This window comes from Tenuifilum sp. (assembly GCF_037481895.1).
GTDB lineage: Bacteria > Bacteroidota > Bacteroidia > Bacteroidales > Tenuifilaceae > Tenuifilum > Tenuifilum osseticum.
On record NZ_JBBFKU010000031.1, the window covers coordinates 21,677 to 41,408 of the forward strand.

General features: G+C 43.0%; 14 protein-coding genes, 2 tRNA genes and 1 pseudogene. 9 read left to right on the top strand and 8 right to left on the bottom strand.

Annotated elements, in window-relative coordinates; all coding sequences use genetic code 11:
* The first annotated feature begins 5 nt into the window (after nucleotides 1-5).
* The 3 genes from floA (at nucleotide 6) to WHS63_RS09900 (ending at nucleotide 1,296) form a co-directional block, all read left to right on the top strand.
* Nucleotides 6-986: a flotillin-like protein FloA gene (floA, locus tag WHS63_RS09890; RefSeq protein WP_445204974.1), complete on the top strand. Its 981-nt coding sequence runs from the start codon at nucleotides 6-8 to the stop codon at nucleotides 984-986.
* Between the two features lie 131 nt (nucleotides 987-1,117).
* Nucleotides 1,118-1,206 (top strand) — tRNA-Ser (locus tag WHS63_RS09895).
* Between the two features lie 16 nt (nucleotides 1,207-1,222).
* Nucleotides 1,223-1,296, top strand: a tRNA-Pro gene (locus tag WHS63_RS09900).
* A 669-nt stretch (nucleotides 1,297-1,965) separates the two neighbouring features.
* On the opposite strand, the gene WHS63_RS09905 is transcribed toward WHS63_RS09900, so the two are convergent.
* Nucleotides 1,966-3,192, bottom strand: a complete 1,227-nt coding sequence (locus tag WHS63_RS09905; protein ID WP_445204975.1) for a dipeptidase — start codon at nucleotides 3,190-3,192, stop codon at nucleotides 1,966-1,968.
* A gap of 93 nt (nucleotides 3,193-3,285) precedes the next feature.
* Complete coding sequence (locus WHS63_RS09910) at nucleotides 3,286-5,124, bottom strand: GNAT family N-acyltransferase (RefSeq protein WP_369489986.1); 1,839 nt, start codon at nucleotides 5,122-5,124, stop codon at nucleotides 3,286-3,288.
* A gap of 251 nt (nucleotides 5,125-5,375) precedes the next feature.
* Here WHS63_RS09910 and WHS63_RS09915 point away from each other — a divergent pair, with 251 nt between their 5' ends.
* The 4 genes from WHS63_RS09915 (at nucleotide 5,376) to WHS63_RS09930 (ending at nucleotide 9,368) form a co-directional block, all read left to right on the top strand.
* Entirely contained in the window at nucleotides 5,376-6,221 is an 846-nt protein-coding gene (locus WHS63_RS09915; RefSeq protein ID WP_445204976.1) for a hypothetical protein, read from the top strand.
* Nucleotides 6,222-6,301: 80 nt separating this feature from the next.
* Nucleotides 6,302-7,975: an energy-dependent translational throttle protein EttA gene (ettA, locus tag WHS63_RS09920; protein ID WP_445199328.1), complete on the top strand. Its 1,674-nt coding sequence runs from the start codon at nucleotides 6,302-6,304 to the stop codon at nucleotides 7,973-7,975.
* Nucleotides 7,976-8,279: 304 nt separating this feature from the next.
* Nucleotides 8,280-8,681 carry a large-conductance mechanosensitive channel protein MscL gene (mscL, locus tag WHS63_RS09925; protein WP_445204977.1) on the top strand — a complete coding sequence of 134 codons (402 nt, stop codon included), beginning with the start codon at nucleotides 8,280-8,282 and terminating at the stop codon, nucleotides 8,679-8,681.
* Nucleotides 8,682-9,011: 330 nt separating this feature from the next.
* The gene (locus WHS63_RS09930) at nucleotides 9,012-9,368 is read left to right on the top strand and encodes a DUF4870 domain-containing protein (RefSeq protein ID WP_445204978.1); all 357 of its coding nucleotides are present in this window, start codon (nucleotides 9,012-9,014) and stop codon (nucleotides 9,366-9,368) included.
* Between the two features lie 7 nt (nucleotides 9,369-9,375).
* Here WHS63_RS09930 and WHS63_RS09935 read toward each other — a convergent pair whose 3' ends face one another.
* The gene (locus WHS63_RS09935) at nucleotides 9,376-11,592 is read right to left on the bottom strand and encodes a TonB-dependent receptor plug domain-containing protein (protein WP_445204979.1); all 2,217 of its coding nucleotides are present in this window, start codon (nucleotides 11,590-11,592) and stop codon (nucleotides 9,376-9,378) included.
* 69 nt (nucleotides 11,593-11,661) lie between these two features.
* On the opposite strand from WHS63_RS09935, the gene WHS63_RS09940 reads away from it, so the two are divergent.
* Together WHS63_RS09940 and WHS63_RS09945 are read left to right on the top strand one after the other, a co-directional pair.
* Nucleotides 11,662-14,226 carry a M14 family zinc carboxypeptidase gene (locus tag WHS63_RS09940; RefSeq protein WP_445204980.1) on the top strand — a complete coding sequence of 855 codons (2,565 nt, stop codon included), beginning with the start codon at nucleotides 11,662-11,664 and terminating at the stop codon, nucleotides 14,224-14,226.
* A gap of 13 nt (nucleotides 14,227-14,239) precedes the next feature.
* A complete protein-coding gene (locus WHS63_RS09945) occupies nucleotides 14,240-15,889 on the top strand; it encodes an alkaline phosphatase family protein (protein ID WP_445204981.1) in 1,650 nt (549 codons plus the stop codon).
* On the opposite strand, the gene WHS63_RS09950 is transcribed toward WHS63_RS09945, so the two are convergent.
* From WHS63_RS09950 to WHS63_RS09970, 5 genes and pseudogenes are all read right to left on the bottom strand, one after another.
* Nucleotides 15,890-16,582, bottom strand: a complete 693-nt coding sequence (locus tag WHS63_RS09950; protein WP_445204982.1) for a geranylgeranylglyceryl/heptaprenylglyceryl phosphate synthase — start codon at nucleotides 16,580-16,582, stop codon at nucleotides 15,890-15,892.
* Nucleotides 16,563-17,201 carry a 4'-phosphopantetheinyl transferase superfamily protein gene (locus tag WHS63_RS09955; protein WP_445204983.1) on the bottom strand — a complete coding sequence of 213 codons (639 nt, stop codon included), beginning with the start codon at nucleotides 17,199-17,201 and terminating at the stop codon, nucleotides 16,563-16,565. The genes WHS63_RS09950 and WHS63_RS09955 overlap by 20 nt, the downstream gene beginning before the upstream one ends.
* A gap of 7 nt (nucleotides 17,202-17,208) precedes the next feature.
* Nucleotides 17,209-17,784 carry a gliding motility lipoprotein GldD gene (gldD, locus tag WHS63_RS09960; RefSeq protein WP_445204984.1) on the bottom strand — a complete coding sequence of 192 codons (576 nt, stop codon included), beginning with the start codon at nucleotides 17,782-17,784 and terminating at the stop codon, nucleotides 17,209-17,211.
* Entirely contained in the window at nucleotides 17,771-19,090 is a 1,320-nt protein-coding gene (gldE, locus tag WHS63_RS09965; RefSeq protein WP_445204985.1) for a gliding motility-associated protein GldE, read from the bottom strand. Before gldE ends, gldD begins: the two co-directional genes overlap by 14 nt.
* Nucleotides 19,091-19,198: 108 nt before the next feature.
* A pseudogene (locus WHS63_RS09970) lies at nucleotides 19,199-19,732 on the bottom strand (hypothetical protein); the annotation flags it as partial.

Consider the following 19,732-nt stretch of genomic DNA (forward strand, 5'->3'; position numbering starts at 1 on the left):
AAACTATGAATGAAGTTGGTGCACTACTTCTGATTATTGCCCTGAGCGTTGTAGGCTTATGGATAATTTTCTACTTTGTACCCGTTGGGCTATGGTTCCAAGCGCTGGTATCGGGAGTTAGGATATCGCTCCTGCAGCTTATTTTTATGCGTTGGCGCAAGGTTCCACCCCGGGTTATTGTACAGGCCATGATTGAGGGAACAAAGGCTGGCCTTACCCTTAACCGGAACGAGATGGAGGCCCATTTCCTGGCTGGTGGTAGGGTTTCTAAGGTTGTTCATGCCCTGGTATCGGCCCAAAAGGCCAATATACCCCTCGATTTTAAAATGGCTACTGCCATTGACCTTGCCGGCCGCGATGTATTTGAAGCTGTTCAGATGTCAGTTAATCCTAAGGTGATTAACACACCTCCTGTAACAGCCGTTGCAAAGGATGGTATTCAGCTCATTACTAAAGCTCGCGTAACCGTTAGGGCAAACATCAAGCAACTGGTTGGTGGTGCCGGCGAGGAAACCGTTTTGGCTCGTGTTGGCGAGGGTATTGTTACCGCCATAGGTTCATCGCTTAGCCACAAGGAAGTGCTTGAAAATCCCGATAAAATATCCAAAACCGTTCTCGATAAGGGGTTAGATGCAGGAACCGCTTTCGAAATCCTTTCGATTGATATTGCCGATATTGATATAGGCCGTAACATTGGAGCCGTACTGCAAATGGATCAAGCTAACGCCGATAAAAATATTGCACAGGCTAAGGCCGAGGAGCGCAGGGCAATGGCAGTGGCCCTTGAGCAGGAAATGAAAGCCAAAGCCCAGGAAGCCCGTGCAAAGGTAATTGAAGCTGAAGCTGAGATTCCTAAAGCTATTGCCGAGGCATTCCGTAGCGGTAACCTTGGTGTGATGGACTACTATCGTATTAAGAATATTGAGGCCGACACCAACATGCGCGATAACATTGCCAAATCGGGCAACGAGCCTAAAAAGAAATAGCTACAAGTAAACTGATAATCAATAGAAGAGAGGGAGCAATCCCTCTTTTTTTTGTAATTATTTTGCACATAAAATAAGATTTTATACTTTTGCGTTGCTTTTAGCGGAAGCAAGGCTGATTAAGCAAGCCCGGAGAGGTGGGTGAGTGGCTTAAACCAACGGTTTGCTAAACCGTCGTACTCCGCAAGGGGTACCGGGGGTTCGAATCCCCCCCTCTCCGCTGAAAGTTTAAAGTTCGGGGTGTGGCGCAGTTGGTTAGCGCACCTGCTTTGGGAGCAGGGGGTCGTGCGTTCGAGTCGCACCACCCCGACAGGTGATAAGGAAGCAAATCGCTTCCTTTTTTCATTTTTCCCATGTTGGTTAGCGCATCCCGCCTGTGGGCGGGAGGGTCGACCGTTCAATCTCGCACCACCCCGACCAAGATAAAGAAGGAGGTAGTCAAGCCTCCTTTTTCTTTTGTGAGTTCTTCTCCTTCATTCATTTTAGCCAAATTCAAGTATTTCAGTTCCCTTAAGTTTTATCTTTTGCCTCTCTCTTCAACCAACAACTATCAACCATCAACCAACAACTAATCAATCAGTTGGTTAGCGCATCCCGCCTGTGGGCGGGAGGGTCGGCCAATTTCGTTGTTCGTGATTCGTTGCTCGTTGTTCGGGAGTAATAGAACACTGATGACGCTGATTAAGCAGGTTGAGGCTGAATATTACTCATTATTGGCTACTTTTTTACTTGATAGTTTAATATCACCAATCTATGTCGACTAGATAATAAAACAGACTTTCCTTTTGTCATCCTGATCGAAGCGAAGGATCTCAGGTAATGGCAAAAGAGAATAAAAGAGAAAAGAGATGCTTCGGCTGGGCTCAGCATGACAAAGGGAGTGAAGAAGACAAAGGTATTGTCAAGTATCCTTAACTAGACAATATTGACTCCAAATTTGTGAGATGTCATCTGATTCTTCAAACAATATGAGCTTTTCCTATCCCCGTTCCTTTCTCTTTTCCACCTCGCGGAAAACCCGAAGGAAGTTCTCGCCCCAGATTTTACGGATATCCTTTTCGGAATATCCCCTACGGAGGAGCTCCATGGTTATGCGGTACATCTGCGAGGCATCGCGGCAACCATCAACTCCGCCACCACCGTCAAAATCGGTGCCTATGCCCACATGGTCAATTCCCATTACTTTAACCATATGATCGATGTGGTCAACCACATCGGCTACAGTAGCTAGCGATGCCGGGTATTTCTCCTCAAGCTCATACCACTCTGTAGTGGCCTGTTTTTCCTGTTCAGGGGTTAAGCCCCTGAAGTTATTCCACTTCCTGCGGAGTGCACGGTAAGCGCTATCGCGGGCTGGGTTGGGTTCACCTTTTTTTACATACTCGCTCAGGATACACATCTGCACCACACCGCCATTTTTGGCCAAGGCACGCAACATATCATCGGTAAGGTTGCGTGGGTTATCGCAAATAGCGCGGGCACAACTGTGCGAAGCAATAACAGGGGCCTTTGAAACCTCCAGCACATCGTAGAAGGCCTTATCGGATATGTGCGACACATCCACTATCATTCCCAGGCGGTTCATTTCCGCAACTACCTCGCGGCCAAATTGGCTTAGCCCATTGTGGTGTGGGCCTTCAGGATCCGTTGATGAGTCGCATATCTGGTTATTCCGTGTATGGCAAAGGGTGATGTAACGGGCTCCCATATCGTAGAATAGCTTTACCTGGCTGAGATCATCACCTATGGGGTAACCATTCTCAACCCCTATGTAAATGGCGCGTTTACCCTCCTTTTTTAACCTATACACATCGTCGGGTTTAGTTGCAATTGATGCACGGTTGCTGTGCTTGTTAACGGTAGTGTAAATAGCTTCAAATATCTCTTTGGCTTTTGCATTAACCTGAGCATACATTTCAGGTGTGCACTCGCGTTGACCAATGAATACCGCAAAAAAGGCAGCATCTAACCCACCCTGCTCCATTTTTGCCAAATCCACCTTGCTACCAATTGCGGTGTTGTTTTGGCCGGTAAAGTCGAAGCCGGTGCGGAGAAAATTTAAAGGGGTATCGGTATGGGTATCAATGGTAATCATCTTGGAATGGAGTGCTTTGGCACGCTGTTCGAGCTTTGCATCATCGGTTACGGTACGATTGGAACACCCCCAAAAAGCAAAAGCTATGAAGATTAAGAAATATCTGTTCATATGGATTTTTTTTAATAGACTAAACCGCAAACCATTAGTTTAAACGTTTACTCATAAAAAAAGGCAGCGCTTTTGCTGCCTTTTCTGTTCTTTTTACTCTGCCTGATCCTCAAAGGTGTAGTCGGTAATGTTAAACCTTTCCAGTATCGATTTATCGTTGATCTCCTTGGAAAGCGAAGTGATAGTTTCAGCAGGTACCTGGAAAAGATCGAGTATTAGCAGGCCATCGAGCGCGTTGTTAAACTTAGGATCGACATTGAAGCCAATTATTTTGCCATTTAACTTAACATACTTTTTCAGTAGCACGGGCATGCGGTAATCGTATGGTTCAACCTCCTGGATGAACTTATCGAGTTTCCCAAGATCGTCGCTATTGTTAAAAATGATATCGAACTCCTCATCTTTAATAGGCACCTTGAATTTATTGCGCGATTTTATAAATCGGGCAAAGTCATGGTCGTAGTAGTTCGATTTCATGAAGCTGATAATTACTCCCTTGGAGTAATCGGAAAATCGGTTCGATATACTTACAGGGCCAATAAGGTAGCGGTACTCCGGGTTTTTAATAAGGAAGTAGAGAATCCCTTTCCAGAGTAGGAACAACGGTAGCGGCTTGCGTTGATAATCGGGCACAATGAACGAACGGCCAAGCTCAATGCACTGCTCAAGAATTGGAGCAAAGGCTTTATCAATTTTAAAAAGTGTTTGGATGTAAAATCCTTCAATGCCGTACTTTTCAATTATCTCTTTCCCTTTGCCGGCACGGTATGCACCAACAATACGTCGCTCGTCCTCATCCCAAATAAATAGCTGCCAGTAGTAGAGGTCAAACTCGTCCACGTCAATTTTTCGGTTTGTACCCTCGCCCACGTCGCGGAAGGTAATTTCGCGTAGGCGACCTATTTCAGTCATCAGGTTAGGCATCTCAACTGAAGGGGCGCAAATAACCGCATAGTTCTTGCTACGGAACAGCAGGTAATTTTCAATCAGTTTTGAAACCTCATCCTCTATCACTTCCTGTGGAACAGGAGGAATGATAGGTTCGGGTTCAGGTTCCGATTTTAGCTTATACTTAAAGAACTTATCCACATCGATGGTTGATCCCAACGAGTATGTTTTAACTCTAAGGAACCGACCAAATTTCTCTATATCGCAGTAGTTATCCTGTTCCTCAACGCTAATTGGGTAACCAATACGCACCCTGATGGTTTGGTTCTTTTTGTTAAGTAACTCCGAAGGCAACTTGGCAGTACGGAGTAGTGGGTGAATTAGTCCAAGTAAGTGGAACAGGCGGCTATTCTCACCCTGAAAGTAAATGGGAACAACCGGAACGCGTGCATTCTTGATGAACTTAATCATTGATCTTTGCCAATGTCTGTCTGTCACACCGGTTTCATCTACGTTGTCGTAGTAGGTTGACACCTCACCGGCAGGGAAAAGACCAAGTGCACCACCCTCCGATAGGTGTGTGTAAGCCGCTTTTAACCCGCTTATATTGGAACTTTTTTGATAACCACCATTTTCGAAGGGGTCAACAGCAAATACAAATTTTTCAACCTGGGGAATACGCTTGATCAAGAAATTTGAGAGCAGCCTAATGTCATCGCGCTGCTGCTCAAGCATAATTTTTAGAAGCAAAATACCATCCATTCCACCAAAAGGGTGGTTCGAAACCGAAATAAACGCTCCATTCTTTGGAATTCGTTTTAGCTCCTCGGGGTTAACCTCGAACTTAACCTCAAGGATATCGAGCGCTGCATTGAGAAATTCAAGCCCCTGAAGGTTTGCCACGTTAGCGTACTTCTTGTTAAGCTCATTGAATCGGAGTATGTACATCAGTAAACGGGCAAACCCATCACCAATGATTGGGCCAAGGTTTACAGCCTTCTTGATCTCATCCGCATTGACAATCTTATTTCTACTTTCTGTCATTGGAATTGTGTTAGGTTAAACCATGCTATATCGTTTCCACCATGCGCAAAGGTAAGAAAAAATGCTAAAAAACATTTTTTAGATTCTCAATTACCAATAAAACCTATTAGCGACAATCATTAAATTATTGATTTAAAAAATATTAAATCGTTATTGAAGGAATTTTCAGATTTGAACCTATCAGTATTGAAAAGTGTATTAAATTTGTGAATGGCAATCGAAAAACACAAAAACCATAAAAATAGATGATCATGAAGAAGCTATCACTTATTATCGGACTGGTAACCATAACCCTATGGGGCATGGCACAACGTAACCTGGTTAGGCCCGAGGATGTAAAGGCATTTATGGCTTCAACAACCTATGTGGTACTTGAAAACAATCCTACATCGCAATTTAATATCGAAATCCGTGAAGCCGTTGAACGTTCATGGAAAATTACCCCTTACAAGTTCATTACCGCTAAGGAGTTTAACGATATGCGCAAGGATATCGACAAGTCGTTCTTGGTGCTAATCCAAATGCGGTTCGACAAGGACAAGATTGCTCCTACTTACAATTTCCTGAGCGTATCGATGGGGGCTGCCGTTTCAAAAATTACCGATATGCCCGATATCTGCTCCGTTCCACTTAGCTACAAGGATTTATCCGAGGACACATACACATACAAACTTGAGGGTATTATCCGTTTCATGCAAAACTATATCACCGCCATTAATGAGAATCCAAAGCTCATTAAGAAGGATGCCTTTAAGTTCTACAACAAGAACATTAAGCAGATTAAGAACAAGGAACTATGGGTAACCGAAAGTGGACTAGAAAAGAGTGTTCGCCCACTTGCCGAAATCCGTAAGGTTTACAAGTTTAACATCAAGGTTGTAAACCCGGAGGATATACAAAAGGCTATCCAGGAAAAGAACCCAAATGTGCTTTACCTGCATAAGGTTGGCCCGGAAGGCAGTCGCTTACAGTGGCGTGTTTGGAAAATGATTCTGGGCGCCGGCGACGACCAACTCTACTACTACGATATGCATACCATATCCAAATCAAAAGGCGATGGTTTCCTATCCAAGGACTTTGCAAAAATCAATAAGTAGTAGAATCTGAAAATATTTTTTTACCGCCGACGGGTATTTGCCTGCCGGCGGTTATTTTTGCAGCTGAAAATGTAAACACAATGGCCGACGAAAAAATTATCTTTTCCATGGTGGGGGTGAGTAAAACTTTCCCTCCCCACAAGAAAGTGCTGAACAACATCTACCTGTCGTTTTTTTACGGCGCTAAGATTGGTATTATTGGTTTAAACGGTTCGGGTAAATCGACCCTGATGAAGATTATTGCAGGGGTTGAGAAATCGTACGAAGGGGAAGTGGTATTTTCACCGGGCTACACAGTGGGCTACCTGGAACAGGAACCTCAACTGGACGAAAATAAAACAGTCCGTGAGGTTGTTGAGGAGGGCGTTCAGGAGGTAGTTGACCTGCTCAAGGAATACGAAGCGGTAAATGCTCGCTTTGCAGAGCCTATGAGCGACGATGAGATGAACAAACTCATTGAAAAACAGGGCGAACTAACTGACAAGTTAGAACATCTGGATGCCTGGAACCTGGACTCGAAACTTGAAAGAGCTATGGATGCTCTCCGGTGCCCGGAGGGCGATACACCCGTAAAGGTGTTATCAGGGGGAGAGCGCCGCCGGGTTGCCCTTTGTAGGCTTCTGCTTCAGCAGCCCGACGTACTTTTGCTGGATGAGCCGACCAACCATCTGGACGCAGAGTCGGTTCAGTGGCTCGAGATGCACTTACAGCAGTACAAAGGAACTGTTATAGCCATTACCCACGACCGTTACTTCCTCGATAATGTTGCAGGTTGGATCCTGGAACTCGACCGTGGCGAAGGAATTCCCTGGAAAGGGAACTACTCCTCATGGCTGGAGCAAAAATCGTTACGCCTGGCTCAGGAGGAGAAGCAGGAGAGTAAACGCCGTAAAACCCTTGAGCGCGAGCTGGAATGGGTGCGTATGTCGCCTAAAGCCCGTCATGCCAAGTCAAAAGCCCGCCTCTCGGCATACGATAAGCTCCTGAACGAGGACGTAAAACAGAAGGAAGAAAAGCTTGAAATTTTCATCCCCAACGGGCCTCGACTTGGCGATTTGGTAATTGAAGCCAGCAACGTTTCCAAGGCTTTCGGCGATAAGCTGCTTTTCGAAAACCTTTCGTTTAAGCTTCCACCAAACGGAATAGTAGGTGTTATTGGCCCCAACGGTGCAGGTAAAACCACACTCTTCCGCCTTATTATGGGGCTTGAAAAGCCCGATAGCGGCGAATTCCGTGTAGGCGAAACCGTAAAGCTAGCCTATGTTGACCAGCAACACAAAGCAATTGACCCCGATAAAACGGTATTTGAGGTGATATCGGGCGGCGCCGATAATATCTTGCTGGGCGGCCGTCAAATAAACGCCCGTGCATACGTGGCGCGTTTCAACTTTTCCGGTGCCGATCAGGAAAAGAAATGTGGCATGCTATCGGGTGGGGAGCGGAACAGGCTTCACCTTGCACTTGCCCTTAAAGAGGAGGGAAACGTTATTCTGCTCGATGAGCCTACCAACGATATCGATGTGAACACACTGCGAGCCCTTGAGGAAGGATTGGAGGATTTTGCCGGCTGCGCCGTGGTAATCTCGCACGACCGTTGGTTTCTCGACCGTATTGCTACTCACATACTTGCCTTTGAGGGTAACTCCCAGGTTTACTTCTTTGAAGGAACCTACTCGGAGTATGAGGAAAACAAAAAGAAACGGCTTGGCGACGATACACCCCATAGGATAAAGTACCGCAAGCTAATGGAATAAACTAAATACCGGCTTTAAGGCCGGTATTTTTTTTGATTATGCATCATTCTTGTTTTTATACCTATTGTTCATATTGAAAAGTTAAGGCCAAATTATAGAAAAACTTAACATTCTGAAAATCTTTAAAATTGAAATCAAAATATACCCATTACGACAACTAGTTTGCCCTATAGCCAACTTGAAACTTTGTTTTTTACGAGTTTTTTCTACTTAACGAAACAACATATCGCAGATAAACTTTAAAAAATTGCTTGTGTAAATATTATGTAATAACTTTAACCATAACCTTAAAAATTTATGGTGTATGAAAGTAATTAATGAATTCAAAACCTTTGCCATGAAAGGGAATGTTATAGATATGGCAGTAGGTATAATAATTGGAGCAGCATTTGGAAAAATTGTTTCTTCCGTTGTAAACGATATTATAATGCCACCCATTGGCTTTCTGATAGGGGGAGTAAACTTTACAGATTTAAAATTTGTAATAAAAGAAGCCACAGGAACCACCCCTGCAGTAACAATTAACTATGGTAATTTTTTGCAGGTTACCTTTGACTTTTTAATTGTTGCATTTGCCATATTCATGGTAATTAAAGCAATAAATTCACTTAAAAGAAAAGAAGAGGCCACTCCTTCTACCCCTCCGGAACCTTCAAAGGAAGAAATACTACTGACTGAAATACGCGACTTGTTAAAGAAACAATAAAATTCGGACAATACCTTAATTCAATGAATTGTACTCATTGCAATATTTTGCAAAACAATTCATTATACTATCTATTGCTCCTGACTAAAGTTTTTTATGACTTTTTTGTGAAAGCAAGAAAGATATGGTTTGATTTTTTCCCGTGAAATTTAATTCACCTTGAAGTTCATAAAATCTCAAGTCAAAAAGTATGGCTCTCTTTTTTAAATTCTCAATAATTTCCCAATAATTTAGGACTAACCCATATGTTCTGACATATTTTTTAATATTTTACAGTCAATGCAGCAGATTACGATAAATTTTCGTAATTTTGGTATAAATACTTTCATTATGGAAAACATTACTTACACAAGTAACGATGAGCGTACTTTCAGCATGCTCTGTCATCTTTCAGCGCTGTCGGGATTAATAATTCCCTTTGGGCATATTATTGGGCCACTTGTTGTTTGGTTACTAAAAAAAGAAGAATTCCCTGAGGTTGACCGGCAGGGTAAAGCAGCATTAAACTTTCAGCTATCGCTTACCATTTACTCAATTATAGCAGGTATTCTTGTAATATTTCTGGTTGGTTTCGTACTACTGGGTGCCATCTTCCTTTTAGGGCTTATTTTAACCATTATAGCATCGGTAAAATCGTCGAATGGCGAGCGTTTTGAGTACCCACTTTCCATAAATCTCATAAAGTAAAAGTCGGCTAGAACCTAATCTCAATCCCAAAATCAATTCTACGGAGGTCCTGAAGTATTTTAGGGCTTCCCCAGTTTGCATTTATGGTTTGCCCATAGTATTCGGTGTTGAGTAAGTTCTCGATGTGCAGGAAACCCGATAGTCCTTTCCAGATATTATTCGCTTTTACATTAACATTTACCAAAAGAACTGGATCGAAATTTATGTAACCGTTGCTGTCAACAAAATTGGAGTAAAGCGTATTCACGTGAGGCGATAAAATTTTTCGTGAACTATACCATTGAATACCAGCATTCAGTAATATTTTATGGTACCTATATGTCAAGTTAGATGTTATAGTATGAGTTGAAATCAGATTGTTGCTCAACAAAACCCTTGTGCCATTAAAACCATCGTGGCCAGTCAGAAAAGAGTAACCCGCATAGAAATCGAAGTTTGGATTAAGCATCAAAGTAGCATCGATATTACAACCATACCTGAAACCTTTAAAAAGGTTAAGACTCTGAATTAAAGGCACGTAGTATAGTTCATTACCAATTTGAACATAAACCGAATCGCCTGTTTGGTACGATTCCACAATGCCATCGCGAATATGGTTTCCAAAAAGGTTTGCTGTAACCTGAATGTTATTAGCAATGTATGTTGCATCGATATCTATTGAGTAATTCCGTTCGGGTCTAAGGTTTGGATTGGGTTTAATCCATGAGAATGTAGTTTTACTCTCAAAATACCGCTGGGTAACACTTGGAGCCAAATACCCCTGAGCAAAAATAACCTTATAAACAAATTTATTCTTGCGTGAAACTAAAGCCATACGAGGGTTAAAGCATAAGCCATAGTCGCTAGAATAGTCCAAACGCCCACCTGCAGTAGCAAAGAATTTTGAACCCAATTTCCAGTTTAACTCAGAGTATGCACCAAAGGTATTAAAACTATGTTCCCATCTGCTGCGCTGGGCTTCAGTTGTAATTGGTTTACCGCCTTTACCCTCGCTAATAATGGGAATACCATTAATGAAATCAAAATCAATACCTGAGGTAATATTCAGCTTAGCGGATGGCTGATAAAAATACCGAGTTTTAAAACCTGTGGTTAGTGTACGAAAGTAGTAATATTTTCTACCACCGTAGGCATATAGGGAATCAACCAAAACGGTTGAATCGGCAAAGTTAATTGTTCCGCTGCGTCCTAAGTCGGCAGTATAAAGGTTAGCTGTTCGAGGATCCAATTCGTGCTTTTTATGGTAAACTGAAAATGAAAGTGTCCCTTTTGCAGTAATATTTTTGGAGAACTCCAGGTGTAGAATTTGGTTAGTAAGAGCTGTTACGGTTGAGTACTCGGAAACATAGAAGTCTGGATTACAACCATAGGTCTCGCTTGCCTCAATGTTATTTTGTAAGAATCGAACTTTTAATCCCCCCCAACCCAATCCAACATTATACATAGAGTTTCTTGTACCCCGGTAAAACCTCTCGGTATAGGGATGTGTAGGAAAAACATGCCTGTTCTTGTAGGTAACTGATTTGTTTGTTGGATCTTGCTCATCGCTAGTATACGAAGAATAGTTGAGTGATACCCACTTTGAAGTGCCAACGTTTTTAGTTAATCCTGCGCCAATGCGTTGAGTATTGAAGCTACCGTATGAGTAATTACCAAAGGAATAATCGTCCGTTTCAGTTATGATGTTAATCATACCGGCATAGGCATCGCGACCGTAAAGGGTAGAATTGGGGCCGTAAACTATTTCAATCTGCTTCACATTGCTAAGCGGAATGCTATTAAGCCCCAGAAACAGGCCCTCCTCGGCTTCGTCGCTAAGCTTTACGCCATCAATAAGTATAAGGAACTTATTGTTGCCCGAATCGCCACTCCTATGCCCTCTAAGGTTTACTATTGCTCCTTTCATCCAGTGCCCATATTCCGATTGCAGCTGAAAGTATGGAGCATCCCTAAGCGCATCAGTAAGATCAAAATATCCACGATTTTCAATATCGGCACGGGTAATAACAAAGGTCTTTGACGCGGATTCCCATAGCTTTTGCTCATACAAAGCTGAGGTTACAACCGGAATTTCAATTAAATTTTCAATGGGTAGTAACAGCAAATCCGCAAGGCTTAAGGAAGTGTCAACCTGTGCTTTTGCCGGATACCCTAAACACAAAGTAATAGAGGCAAAACATATTGGTAAAAGTTTCAGGTTGATTTTGTTGATATTACACTTCATTTTGACTTAAGGATTTCACTCAAATCTATCAAATTTTACTTAAGTTTACAACATCAAAAATCACCTAATATGGCATTTAACAAAACCCTCCTTCTTTTTTTTATTACTGGTTTGCCCTGTTTTGTTTTCCCACAAAACAACGAGTATTACTTTAGGTTTCTTGAGTCTAATCGCAACAAGGTAAACACCATAATCACCCAAACCGTATCAATTGATAATATCAAGGGAGATACTATTTATGCCTATGCCAACCAGCAGGAATATGACGCTTTTCTTAAGTTAGGGTATAAGGTTGAAGTGCTTCCACATCCATCGAGCCTAAGTGCCAAGGCAGTTGTAATGGCAACAACCATTGAGGAGATGGCAGGATGGGATAGGTATCCCACCTATGAGGTTTACAGGGCCATGATGAAAAAATTTGAAACAGACTACCCTACCCTTTGTAAGCTCGATTCCATTGGAACTACCGTTCAGGGACGCAAACTATATATTTTAAAAATTTCCGATAATGTGGAAAGCAATGAGCCTGAACCCGAGGTCTTTTATACCAGTACCATGCATGGCGATGAAACCACTGGATACATCCTACTGCTTATGCTTATTGACTACCTGCTATCGAACTACAACGCCCTGCCCCAGGTTAGGGAACTGGTTGATAACCTGCAAATCTATATCAACCCTAATGCCAACCCCGATGGAACTTACTACGGCGGTAATTCAACCGTTGTGAATGCAAGACGTTCCAATGCTAACGGCATTGATATTAATCGCAACTTCCCTGACCCTCGAGCCGGCCAGCACCCCGACAACAACCAGTGGCAAACGGAAACACAGGCTATGATGAACTTTGCGATGCAGCATCAATTAGTGCTTTCGGCTAACTTCCATGGAGGTGCCGAAGTGGTAAACTACCCCTGGGATACCTGGACATCGGCACAGGAAAAACACCCCGATAACGACTTGTTTGTAACCCTTTCAAGGGCATACGTTGATACTGTTCACAAATACAGCCCATCAACATACATGGATGGATTTGAAAATGGAATAACCAATGGGGGCGATTGGTATGTGGTTACTGGTGGAAGGCAGGATTACATGAATTACTATCACCGATGCCGCGAGATTACCATTGAATTATCCAATACAAAGCTACTTGGCTCTGAACTGCTACCAACCCTTTGGAACTACAACAGCGCTTCGCTTATCAACTTTCTAAAAAGTGCCCTTTATGGGTTTGGAGGAACTGTTAAGAATACCTCGAACGAGCCCATCGATGCTGAAGTAATAGTATTAAATCGCGACAGGCTAAACTCATCCGTTAAAACTACCCCTTCAAACGGACAGTACTTCAGAATGATAGAGCCAGGTACTTACCAAATTGTAGCTATTGCAAACGGTTACAAACCAAGTAAAATTGAACAGCTAACTGTATCGGCAAATGAATACCATACGGTAAATTTCACACTAGAGCCTGACAACGAAGTTCAAGCAACCGAAAGCTTTGAACAGGGTGTACCAGAACGTTTTACATTTACCAATGGAACCTGGATTGCAAGTAATACTGCAGCAAACACTGGAACCTATAGCCTAAAATCGCCCTCAATTGCTAACTCACAATCAACCGAATGTACCCTAAACATCGATGTCAGAAAACCGGGACTAGTTAACTTCTATCATAAGGTTTCTTCAGAAACAGGTTACGACTTTTTTAAGTTTTATATTGATGGTAAGCTTCAGGGCATTTGGAGTGGTATTGGCAACTGGGAAAAGTTTACTACAGCGCTTGATGTTGGAGCGCATTTGCTTAAGTGGGTATACATAAAGGATGGGGATGGAACGGCAGGTTCCGACTGCGTTTTTATCGATGATTTATCGCTACCCAAGTGCAATGGACAAATAAACCTAACTACCACAATCAACTCAAATGCCTACGAGAATCTTAAAATCGTCCTTGGCGACAGCATCAGAACAACTAACACTAGCGGAATGGTTGCATTCTTGAACTATCCGCTCGATACAACTGTAAACCTTGAAGCCTACTCCGAGAGCAACCTTATAGGTAGCAATCAGGTTGAATTGTCATGGCAAAGGGTTAATTACTGGGCTAACCTCAGCTCTCACTTCCAGGTTACATTTGAGGTTAACTCTAAGGGAAGCCCATTGCAAAATGCAATCATCAACTTTAATGGCGAACAGAAACAAACCGACCTTAACGGTAGAGCGCTATTCAGCAATGTTCCATTTGGTTTACAACACCCATACTCAGCAATTAAAGATGGGTATAATCCCGCCTCTGGCACGGTAAGGGTAGCCAGCGATACCCTATATACAATCACCACCTACCCCACAAATGTTGATACAAAACCATTTGAAGAGTGTTTTTCAGTTTACCCAAACCCAATAGATGGGAATTTTTGGGTTGATATAGCACTTACTGAAAGAACATTCATTCAGGTAAAACTTACCGATTTAACGGGTAAAACCATTGCCTACATCCATTCCGGTAATGCTAATCCGGGAGTAACACGATTTTTTGGCGATAGCAAGGCAATGAATATTCAACCCGGCATTTATATTTTTGCGGTTGATTGCAAAAAGTTTTCTTTACGTAAAAAAGTAGTTTTTATTAATTAAACCCGATTTAACCATGCGCCTTTCAGTATTTATTTCAACAATCTTGGTATTTGGACTTATTGAAACTTCAACCGCACAGCTAAACCGTTCCATACCCTCGGAAAAGCCAAAGCTCATAGTACAACTAGTAGTGAGCCAAATGCGATTCGATTACATCTCGCGCTACTGGGATAAGTTTGGCGATAACGGGTTTAAACTCCTTGTTAACGAAGGAACCTACTGCCGCAATGCCCGTTATAACTACCTGCTTACTCAAGCTTACCCTGGTTTGGCAACCATTGCCACAGGAGCTAACCCATCAGTGCATGGAATTATTGCCGATAAATGGTTTAACCGTAATACCGGGAATGAGGTTGAAGCAACTGCCGATGATAAGGTGAATACCGTTGGTGGCAGCTTTTTTAGCGGTAAATACTCTGCTAAGAATTTGGTCACCAGCACCTTTGGCGATGAGCTAAAGCTGAATAATGCAAACTCAAAGGTAGTTAGCATTGCCCTTGATGCCGGGTCGGCAATCCTTTTAGGCGGACATAGCGCAAATGGTATGTACTGGTTCGACACCGAAAAAGGTTTATGGGTTAGCAGCAGCTACTACACCGACGCACTTCCGGCGTGGGTAGATACGTTTAATAGCAAAGGTTTTGCTAAACTCTATACCGACAGGGAATGGAAGGCTTTACAGCCAATTCAGAAATATGAAGAAGCCGACACCGCTGCTGTAAAGTTAGTTGAGAAGAAGAAAAGTTTAGCTGAAAAGCTAAAAGGTATGATGGATGGCATTATTGGAAAACCCCAACCCAAAACCGACTTTAAGGTTTTACTTGAAAACCCCTACGGCAACCTACTCACCAAGGACCTCGCCATAGCAGCGGTTGTGGGTGAAAATCTTGGGGCCGATGAGCATCCCGACTTGCTTTGCATTACCTTTAGCGCTAACCGGTTTATTGGTGGCAAATTTGGCCCACACTCCATTGAGATGGAGGATACCTACCTCCGCCTCGATAGGGAACTTGCCCATTTCCTTGAGTTTATCAACTCAACCGTTGGTAAGGAGAACTGTCTTTTTATACTAACCTCCGACCAAGGTGTAGCCTCAACCCCCGATTACCTCGAAAAATCGAAGATTCCTGGTGGTTACTTCGACCCCAAAAAGGCTATGATACTACTAGGAAGCTACCTTAATGCACTCTACGGACAGGGAAACTGGATTACCGGCTATCACGATAAACAAATCTACCTGAACCGTAAACTTATTGAGGATTCCAACCTTAACCTTGCCGATTTCCAGCAAAAGGTTGCTGATTTTATGCTAGAATTTAGCGGTGTTTCCAATAGTACCACCGCGCATAACCTACAAAATGGCAACTTCGCAAACGGAATCATGGTTAAGTTCCAGAATAGCTACAACCAACGCCGCTCAGGCGATGTAATCATCAACCTTGAACCCGGATGGGTTGAGCGTAACGGGAAAGTAACCTCGGCAAACTCACCCTACGACTACGACTCACATGTCCCATTAATATTCTATGGATGGAAGGCAAAACGCAAATCGGTACTTAATCCGGTTTACATCAACGATTTGGCACCAACTCTCTCCATACTCCTTGGGATTACCTGGCCTAACGGCGCAACCGGAACGCCCATTAAGGAGATGATTGAGTAGTTAACCAAACATTCGCGGGTTTGTCTCAAGCCCGTTTCCAACCACTACAAGGTTAGCTCCGGCACTAAGAGCATCGGTGAACTGCTGCTTACTGCGTATGCCTCCACCAACAATGAGTGGAACCGAAATGGCTTTCCTTACGGCCTCAATCACCTTAGCAGGCACTTCGTTTTTTGCCCCACTACCCGCCTCAAGGTAAATGGCTTTTAGTCCCAGAAGTTCGCCTGCAATGGCGGTAGCCACTGCTATGTCGGGCTTACTTGCGGGAATGGGCATGGTTTGGCTCATGTACTGAACCGATGTGGGGGCTCCCCCATCAATTAGAATGTACCCGGTTGGGATTACCTCAATACCACTTTGCTTTACCATTGGGGCTACAGTTACATGGTGGCCTATCAAAAAATCGGGATTACGACCCGATATTAACGATAAAAAAAGGATTCCATCGGCAACGGGTGTAAACTGCATGGCGCTTCCGGGGAATAGCACCACAGGCAACAATGTTTTTCCCTTTAGGTTGTTTACAAAGCTATCGAGCGGCTTGGAAACCAAACTCCCGCCTACAAGAAACATCGACGCTCCAGCCTGTTGCCCATTGGCAACAATGGCATCAAAGTCCACCTGCGACTCCTTGTCGGGGTCGAGCAGTATGGCAAGGCCACCCTTTACTATTTTATCGTATAGCGTTCCCATTCAAAATACTATTCATACCCACCCATGTAAGGCAATACTGATTGATAAAGGTAAAAAAAACTTTTATTGTTTTCCACCCTGTACCATTTTGTACTTTAGCAAAGAGCCAGCCACGTTTTAGCGTTTCGGAATCAAATATCACCTCAATATCACGACTAAACACTAAACTTTTTGGCCATGGTAGCTTATAGATGGATTCCTTGGCACACCAGGTTAGGGCAAAGTGCTCATCGGAGTATTGAAATGATTGCAAAGATTCACATTCAGTGAGGTATTTCCCTGAAACCCTTTTGAAATCACGACCTAAGTGCTCTACATCAACACCAACTGGTTGATTGGCAGAGTAAGCAATGGCTACGAGACCATCGGTGTGGGTAATGGAGATAAAAACATTTGACTCAGGAATAATGGGCCGCCCTTCCTGGTCGTAGCTGTAACTTGCAGGTAAACCCTCGGATTGCAGCAGGGCTGCTGTTGCAAGTTGTTCCCTTTGGCGCGATTCACTCTTTGGCAAAGGAGCCGAAAAACCCGTAAAGGTTATCAGTTCCTCTACACTTTCTGTGATTAGCCATGTGGCTATCCGTATATCGTCATGTGATATGGAGTTAGCCTTGGGCATAAGAACGCTACTTCCACCTGATGGTTTCAATCAGATGAATCACATCTGCTTTAAAAAAGTCGATGGCTGGAGAAAGGGAGTCCTTATTGGGCTGGCAGCGGAAGTAGAGTGCTCCACGTAGGTAATGGCTGCTTGAGTCAGTAACATAAAACTGCACTGAACTGGCAGAGTTTCCTTTGATGTCGTACAATATGCCATAAACCCTCTTATCGGGATTTGAGAAAAGCTGCTCATCAATGGCGTCGGCCTTGTAGGTATGCTTATAGGCTAAGTTACGGGCATCTTCGGTTAACTGGCTCAAATTGCCCGAAATATCCTTATAGCTTAGGTGTATCTTGGCCTTATAGGCCGGAAAGCTCACGCTTATCCATTCACCCTCATCCTGTCGGTTTTCTTCCTTTACAATGGAACCATAAACCGGATACTCAAAAGTAAAGGGGTAAATGGTATCGAATAAACGGTATTGTTTTTCGGGGAACGATATACGGAAATACCCACGCGGCTTAGGAACTGGACTTTCAGTACAAGCCACAAGCACGACAAAAAGAAGCAAAAAAATCAATCTTACCTTAGTTATTCTCATTGGGACTAATATTAACCTTAACCCGTTTAATTCTGCGGTTGTCCACTGCATCAATAGTGAAAGTGAACTGTTTGCATTTTACCACTGAGTTCACCTTAGGGATTTGCCCGGTGTTTTCCAGAATTAAGCCTGCAATTGTTTCGGCTTCGCCACGAATATCGTCAAAGATATCATCATCGCACCCAACAACCTTACAAAAGTCGTTGAGCATCACCTTGGCCTCAAAAATGTAATTGTTATCGTCAACCTTTGTGTAAAGCCGTTCCTCTTCGTCGGACTCATCAGCAATTTCGCCAACAATCTCTTCAAGTATATCCTCAAGGGTAACAATTCCGCTGGTGCCGCCATACTCGTCTACCACTATAGCAAGGTGTATATGTTTCTGTTGGAACTCAGTGAGCAAGTCGTTAATTCGCTTGCTTTCCGGTACAAAATAGGGTGGTCTGATGAGTGTTTGCCAGGAAAAATCGTCGCTCTTGTCAACGTGGGGGATTAAATCCTTAACGTAAAGTATTCCCTTTATATCATCGAACGATTCATTAAAAATGGGTATTCGGCTATAGCCCGACTCAATAACCACCTCTTTAAGCCTACTATAGGAGGTGTTGTAGTCAAGTGCAACCACGTCGAGTCGGGGTTTCATAATCTCACTAACCATGGTGCTGGTGAACGACACTATTCCCTCAAGAATTTGTCGTTCCTCGGCTAGACCATCGGAAGTAAGCTCTATGGCATCGCCAAGCTCATCCATTGAGATTTTTTGGGGAGTGGCCATCCGCCTGCTTATAACGACCGACGACTTAATGAGTAATTTTGTAATTGGCTTAAACATTGAAATGAGTAGCCCAATAAAGGGCGCAAATCGCTCGGCAAATTGTAATGACCTATTTGATGCCAATATTTTGGGAAGAATCTCACCAAATAGAAGCAGTATGAAAGTAATTATAACCGTTTGAAACAGAAAACCGAGCAAGGGTGCATGGCTAAAATCAAGAACCGATAGGGTTATAAAGGTTGAAAGTATTACAATGGCTACATTAACAAGGTTATTTGCAACCAGTAAGGTTGCCAGGAGTAACTCGGGGTGCGATATGTTTTTTAGGGTTTTTGATTGTATTTTCCTGCTCTCAAGTTCCTTAAAATCCTTTGGTGTTAACGAAAAGTAGGCTACCTCGGAACCGCTGAAAAGCGCCGAGAGAAATAGTAGTATAATTAACACCAATAGGCCAAAATAGAATTCAAGTGATGGGGTTTTTACAATAACTCCCTGGGCAATCTCATTAAGGAAACTACTAAAACTTTCCAAAATTAAAGTGGGTATTGGTTTGCCCTGTAAAGTTAGCAAAAATAATAAATAGCGCAAAGTATTTAACTTTGCGCTACTCTTGGAAAAACTAATATAAGAGGTTAAAATTTAGTTATGGCCAACATCGCCCAGCGTACAGGATATAAAAGAATTGCCGTTTCCTGTATAGGTAGAGTTAAACAGATAAATACCCCAACCCCCGGAGTTGCTAAACTCGCAGTTATTTAATGAGAAAGAAGTGCTCGAAGCTTTGAGGGCAGCCCTATCGCTGGAAGTACCTTTGCCTGCATACTTGAACTTGCAGTACTGGAAACTGGTATTAGAGGTGTTGTTATCCCAAAGGTGTACACAATCCCATGCGCCGGCAGCCGGCGATGAAGCGCTTGAAGTAAACTCAATGTAGTTGCTTGAATTCCCATTGGCAATAAGGGTGGAATTGTTGTAATAGCCTATGTGGAACGACCCATTGGCATCAAATTTCAGTATAGTGCCCGGTTCAATGGTAAGGGTACCATTATCAAAATCAATTTCACCTTCAATGTAGTAAGGTTTATCGAGTTTGCGCCACATCCGTCCAAAATAAAATTTTGTAGATAAAAAATGGGAGTTGGAAATATCCCCGTTAAGGGATAGTTTTACATT

Bases quoted from the DNA above. Each gene is read 5' to 3' on its own strand.
- gldD (WP_445204984.1), bottom strand. From the start codon at position 17,784: ATGAGAATAACTAAGGTAAGATTGATTTTTTTGCTTCTTTTTGTCGTG.
- WHS63_RS09905 (WP_445204975.1), bottom strand. From the start codon at position 3,192: ATGAACAGATATTTCTTAATCTTCATAGCTTTTGCTTTTTGGGGGTGT.
- WHS63_RS09910 (WP_369489986.1), bottom strand. From the start codon at position 5,124: ATGACAGAAAGTAGAAATAAGATTGTCAATGCGGATGAGATCAAGAAG.
- WHS63_RS09950 (WP_445204982.1), bottom strand. From the start codon at position 16,582: ATGGGAACGCTATACGATAAAATAGTAAAGGGTGGCCTTGCCATACTG.
- WHS63_RS09915 (WP_445204976.1), top strand. From the start codon at position 5,376: ATGAAGAAGCTATCACTTATTATCGGACTGGTAACCATAACCCTATGG.
- floA (WP_445204974.1), top strand. From the start codon at position 6: ATGAATGAAGTTGGTGCACTACTTCTGATTATTGCCCTGAGCGTTGTA.
- WHS63_RS09935 (WP_445204979.1), bottom strand. From the start codon at position 11,592: ATGAAGTGTAATATCAACAAAATCAACCTGAAACTTTTACCAATATGT.
- WHS63_RS09955 (WP_445204983.1), bottom strand. From the start codon at position 17,201: ATGCCCAAGGCTAACTCCATATCACATGACGATATACGGATAGCCACA.
- ettA (WP_445199328.1), top strand. From the start codon at position 6,302: ATGGCCGACGAAAAAATTATCTTTTCCATGGTGGGGGTGAGTAAAACT.
- WHS63_RS09930 (WP_445204978.1), top strand. From the start codon at position 9,012: ATGGAAAACATTACTTACACAAGTAACGATGAGCGTACTTTCAGCATG.
- mscL (WP_445204977.1), top strand. From the start codon at position 8,280: ATGAAAGTAATTAATGAATTCAAAACCTTTGCCATGAAAGGGAATGTT.
- WHS63_RS09940 (WP_445204980.1), top strand. From the start codon at position 11,662: ATGGCATTTAACAAAACCCTCCTTCTTTTTTTTATTACTGGTTTGCCC.
- WHS63_RS09945 (WP_445204981.1), top strand. From the start codon at position 14,240: ATGCGCCTTTCAGTATTTATTTCAACAATCTTGGTATTTGGACTTATT.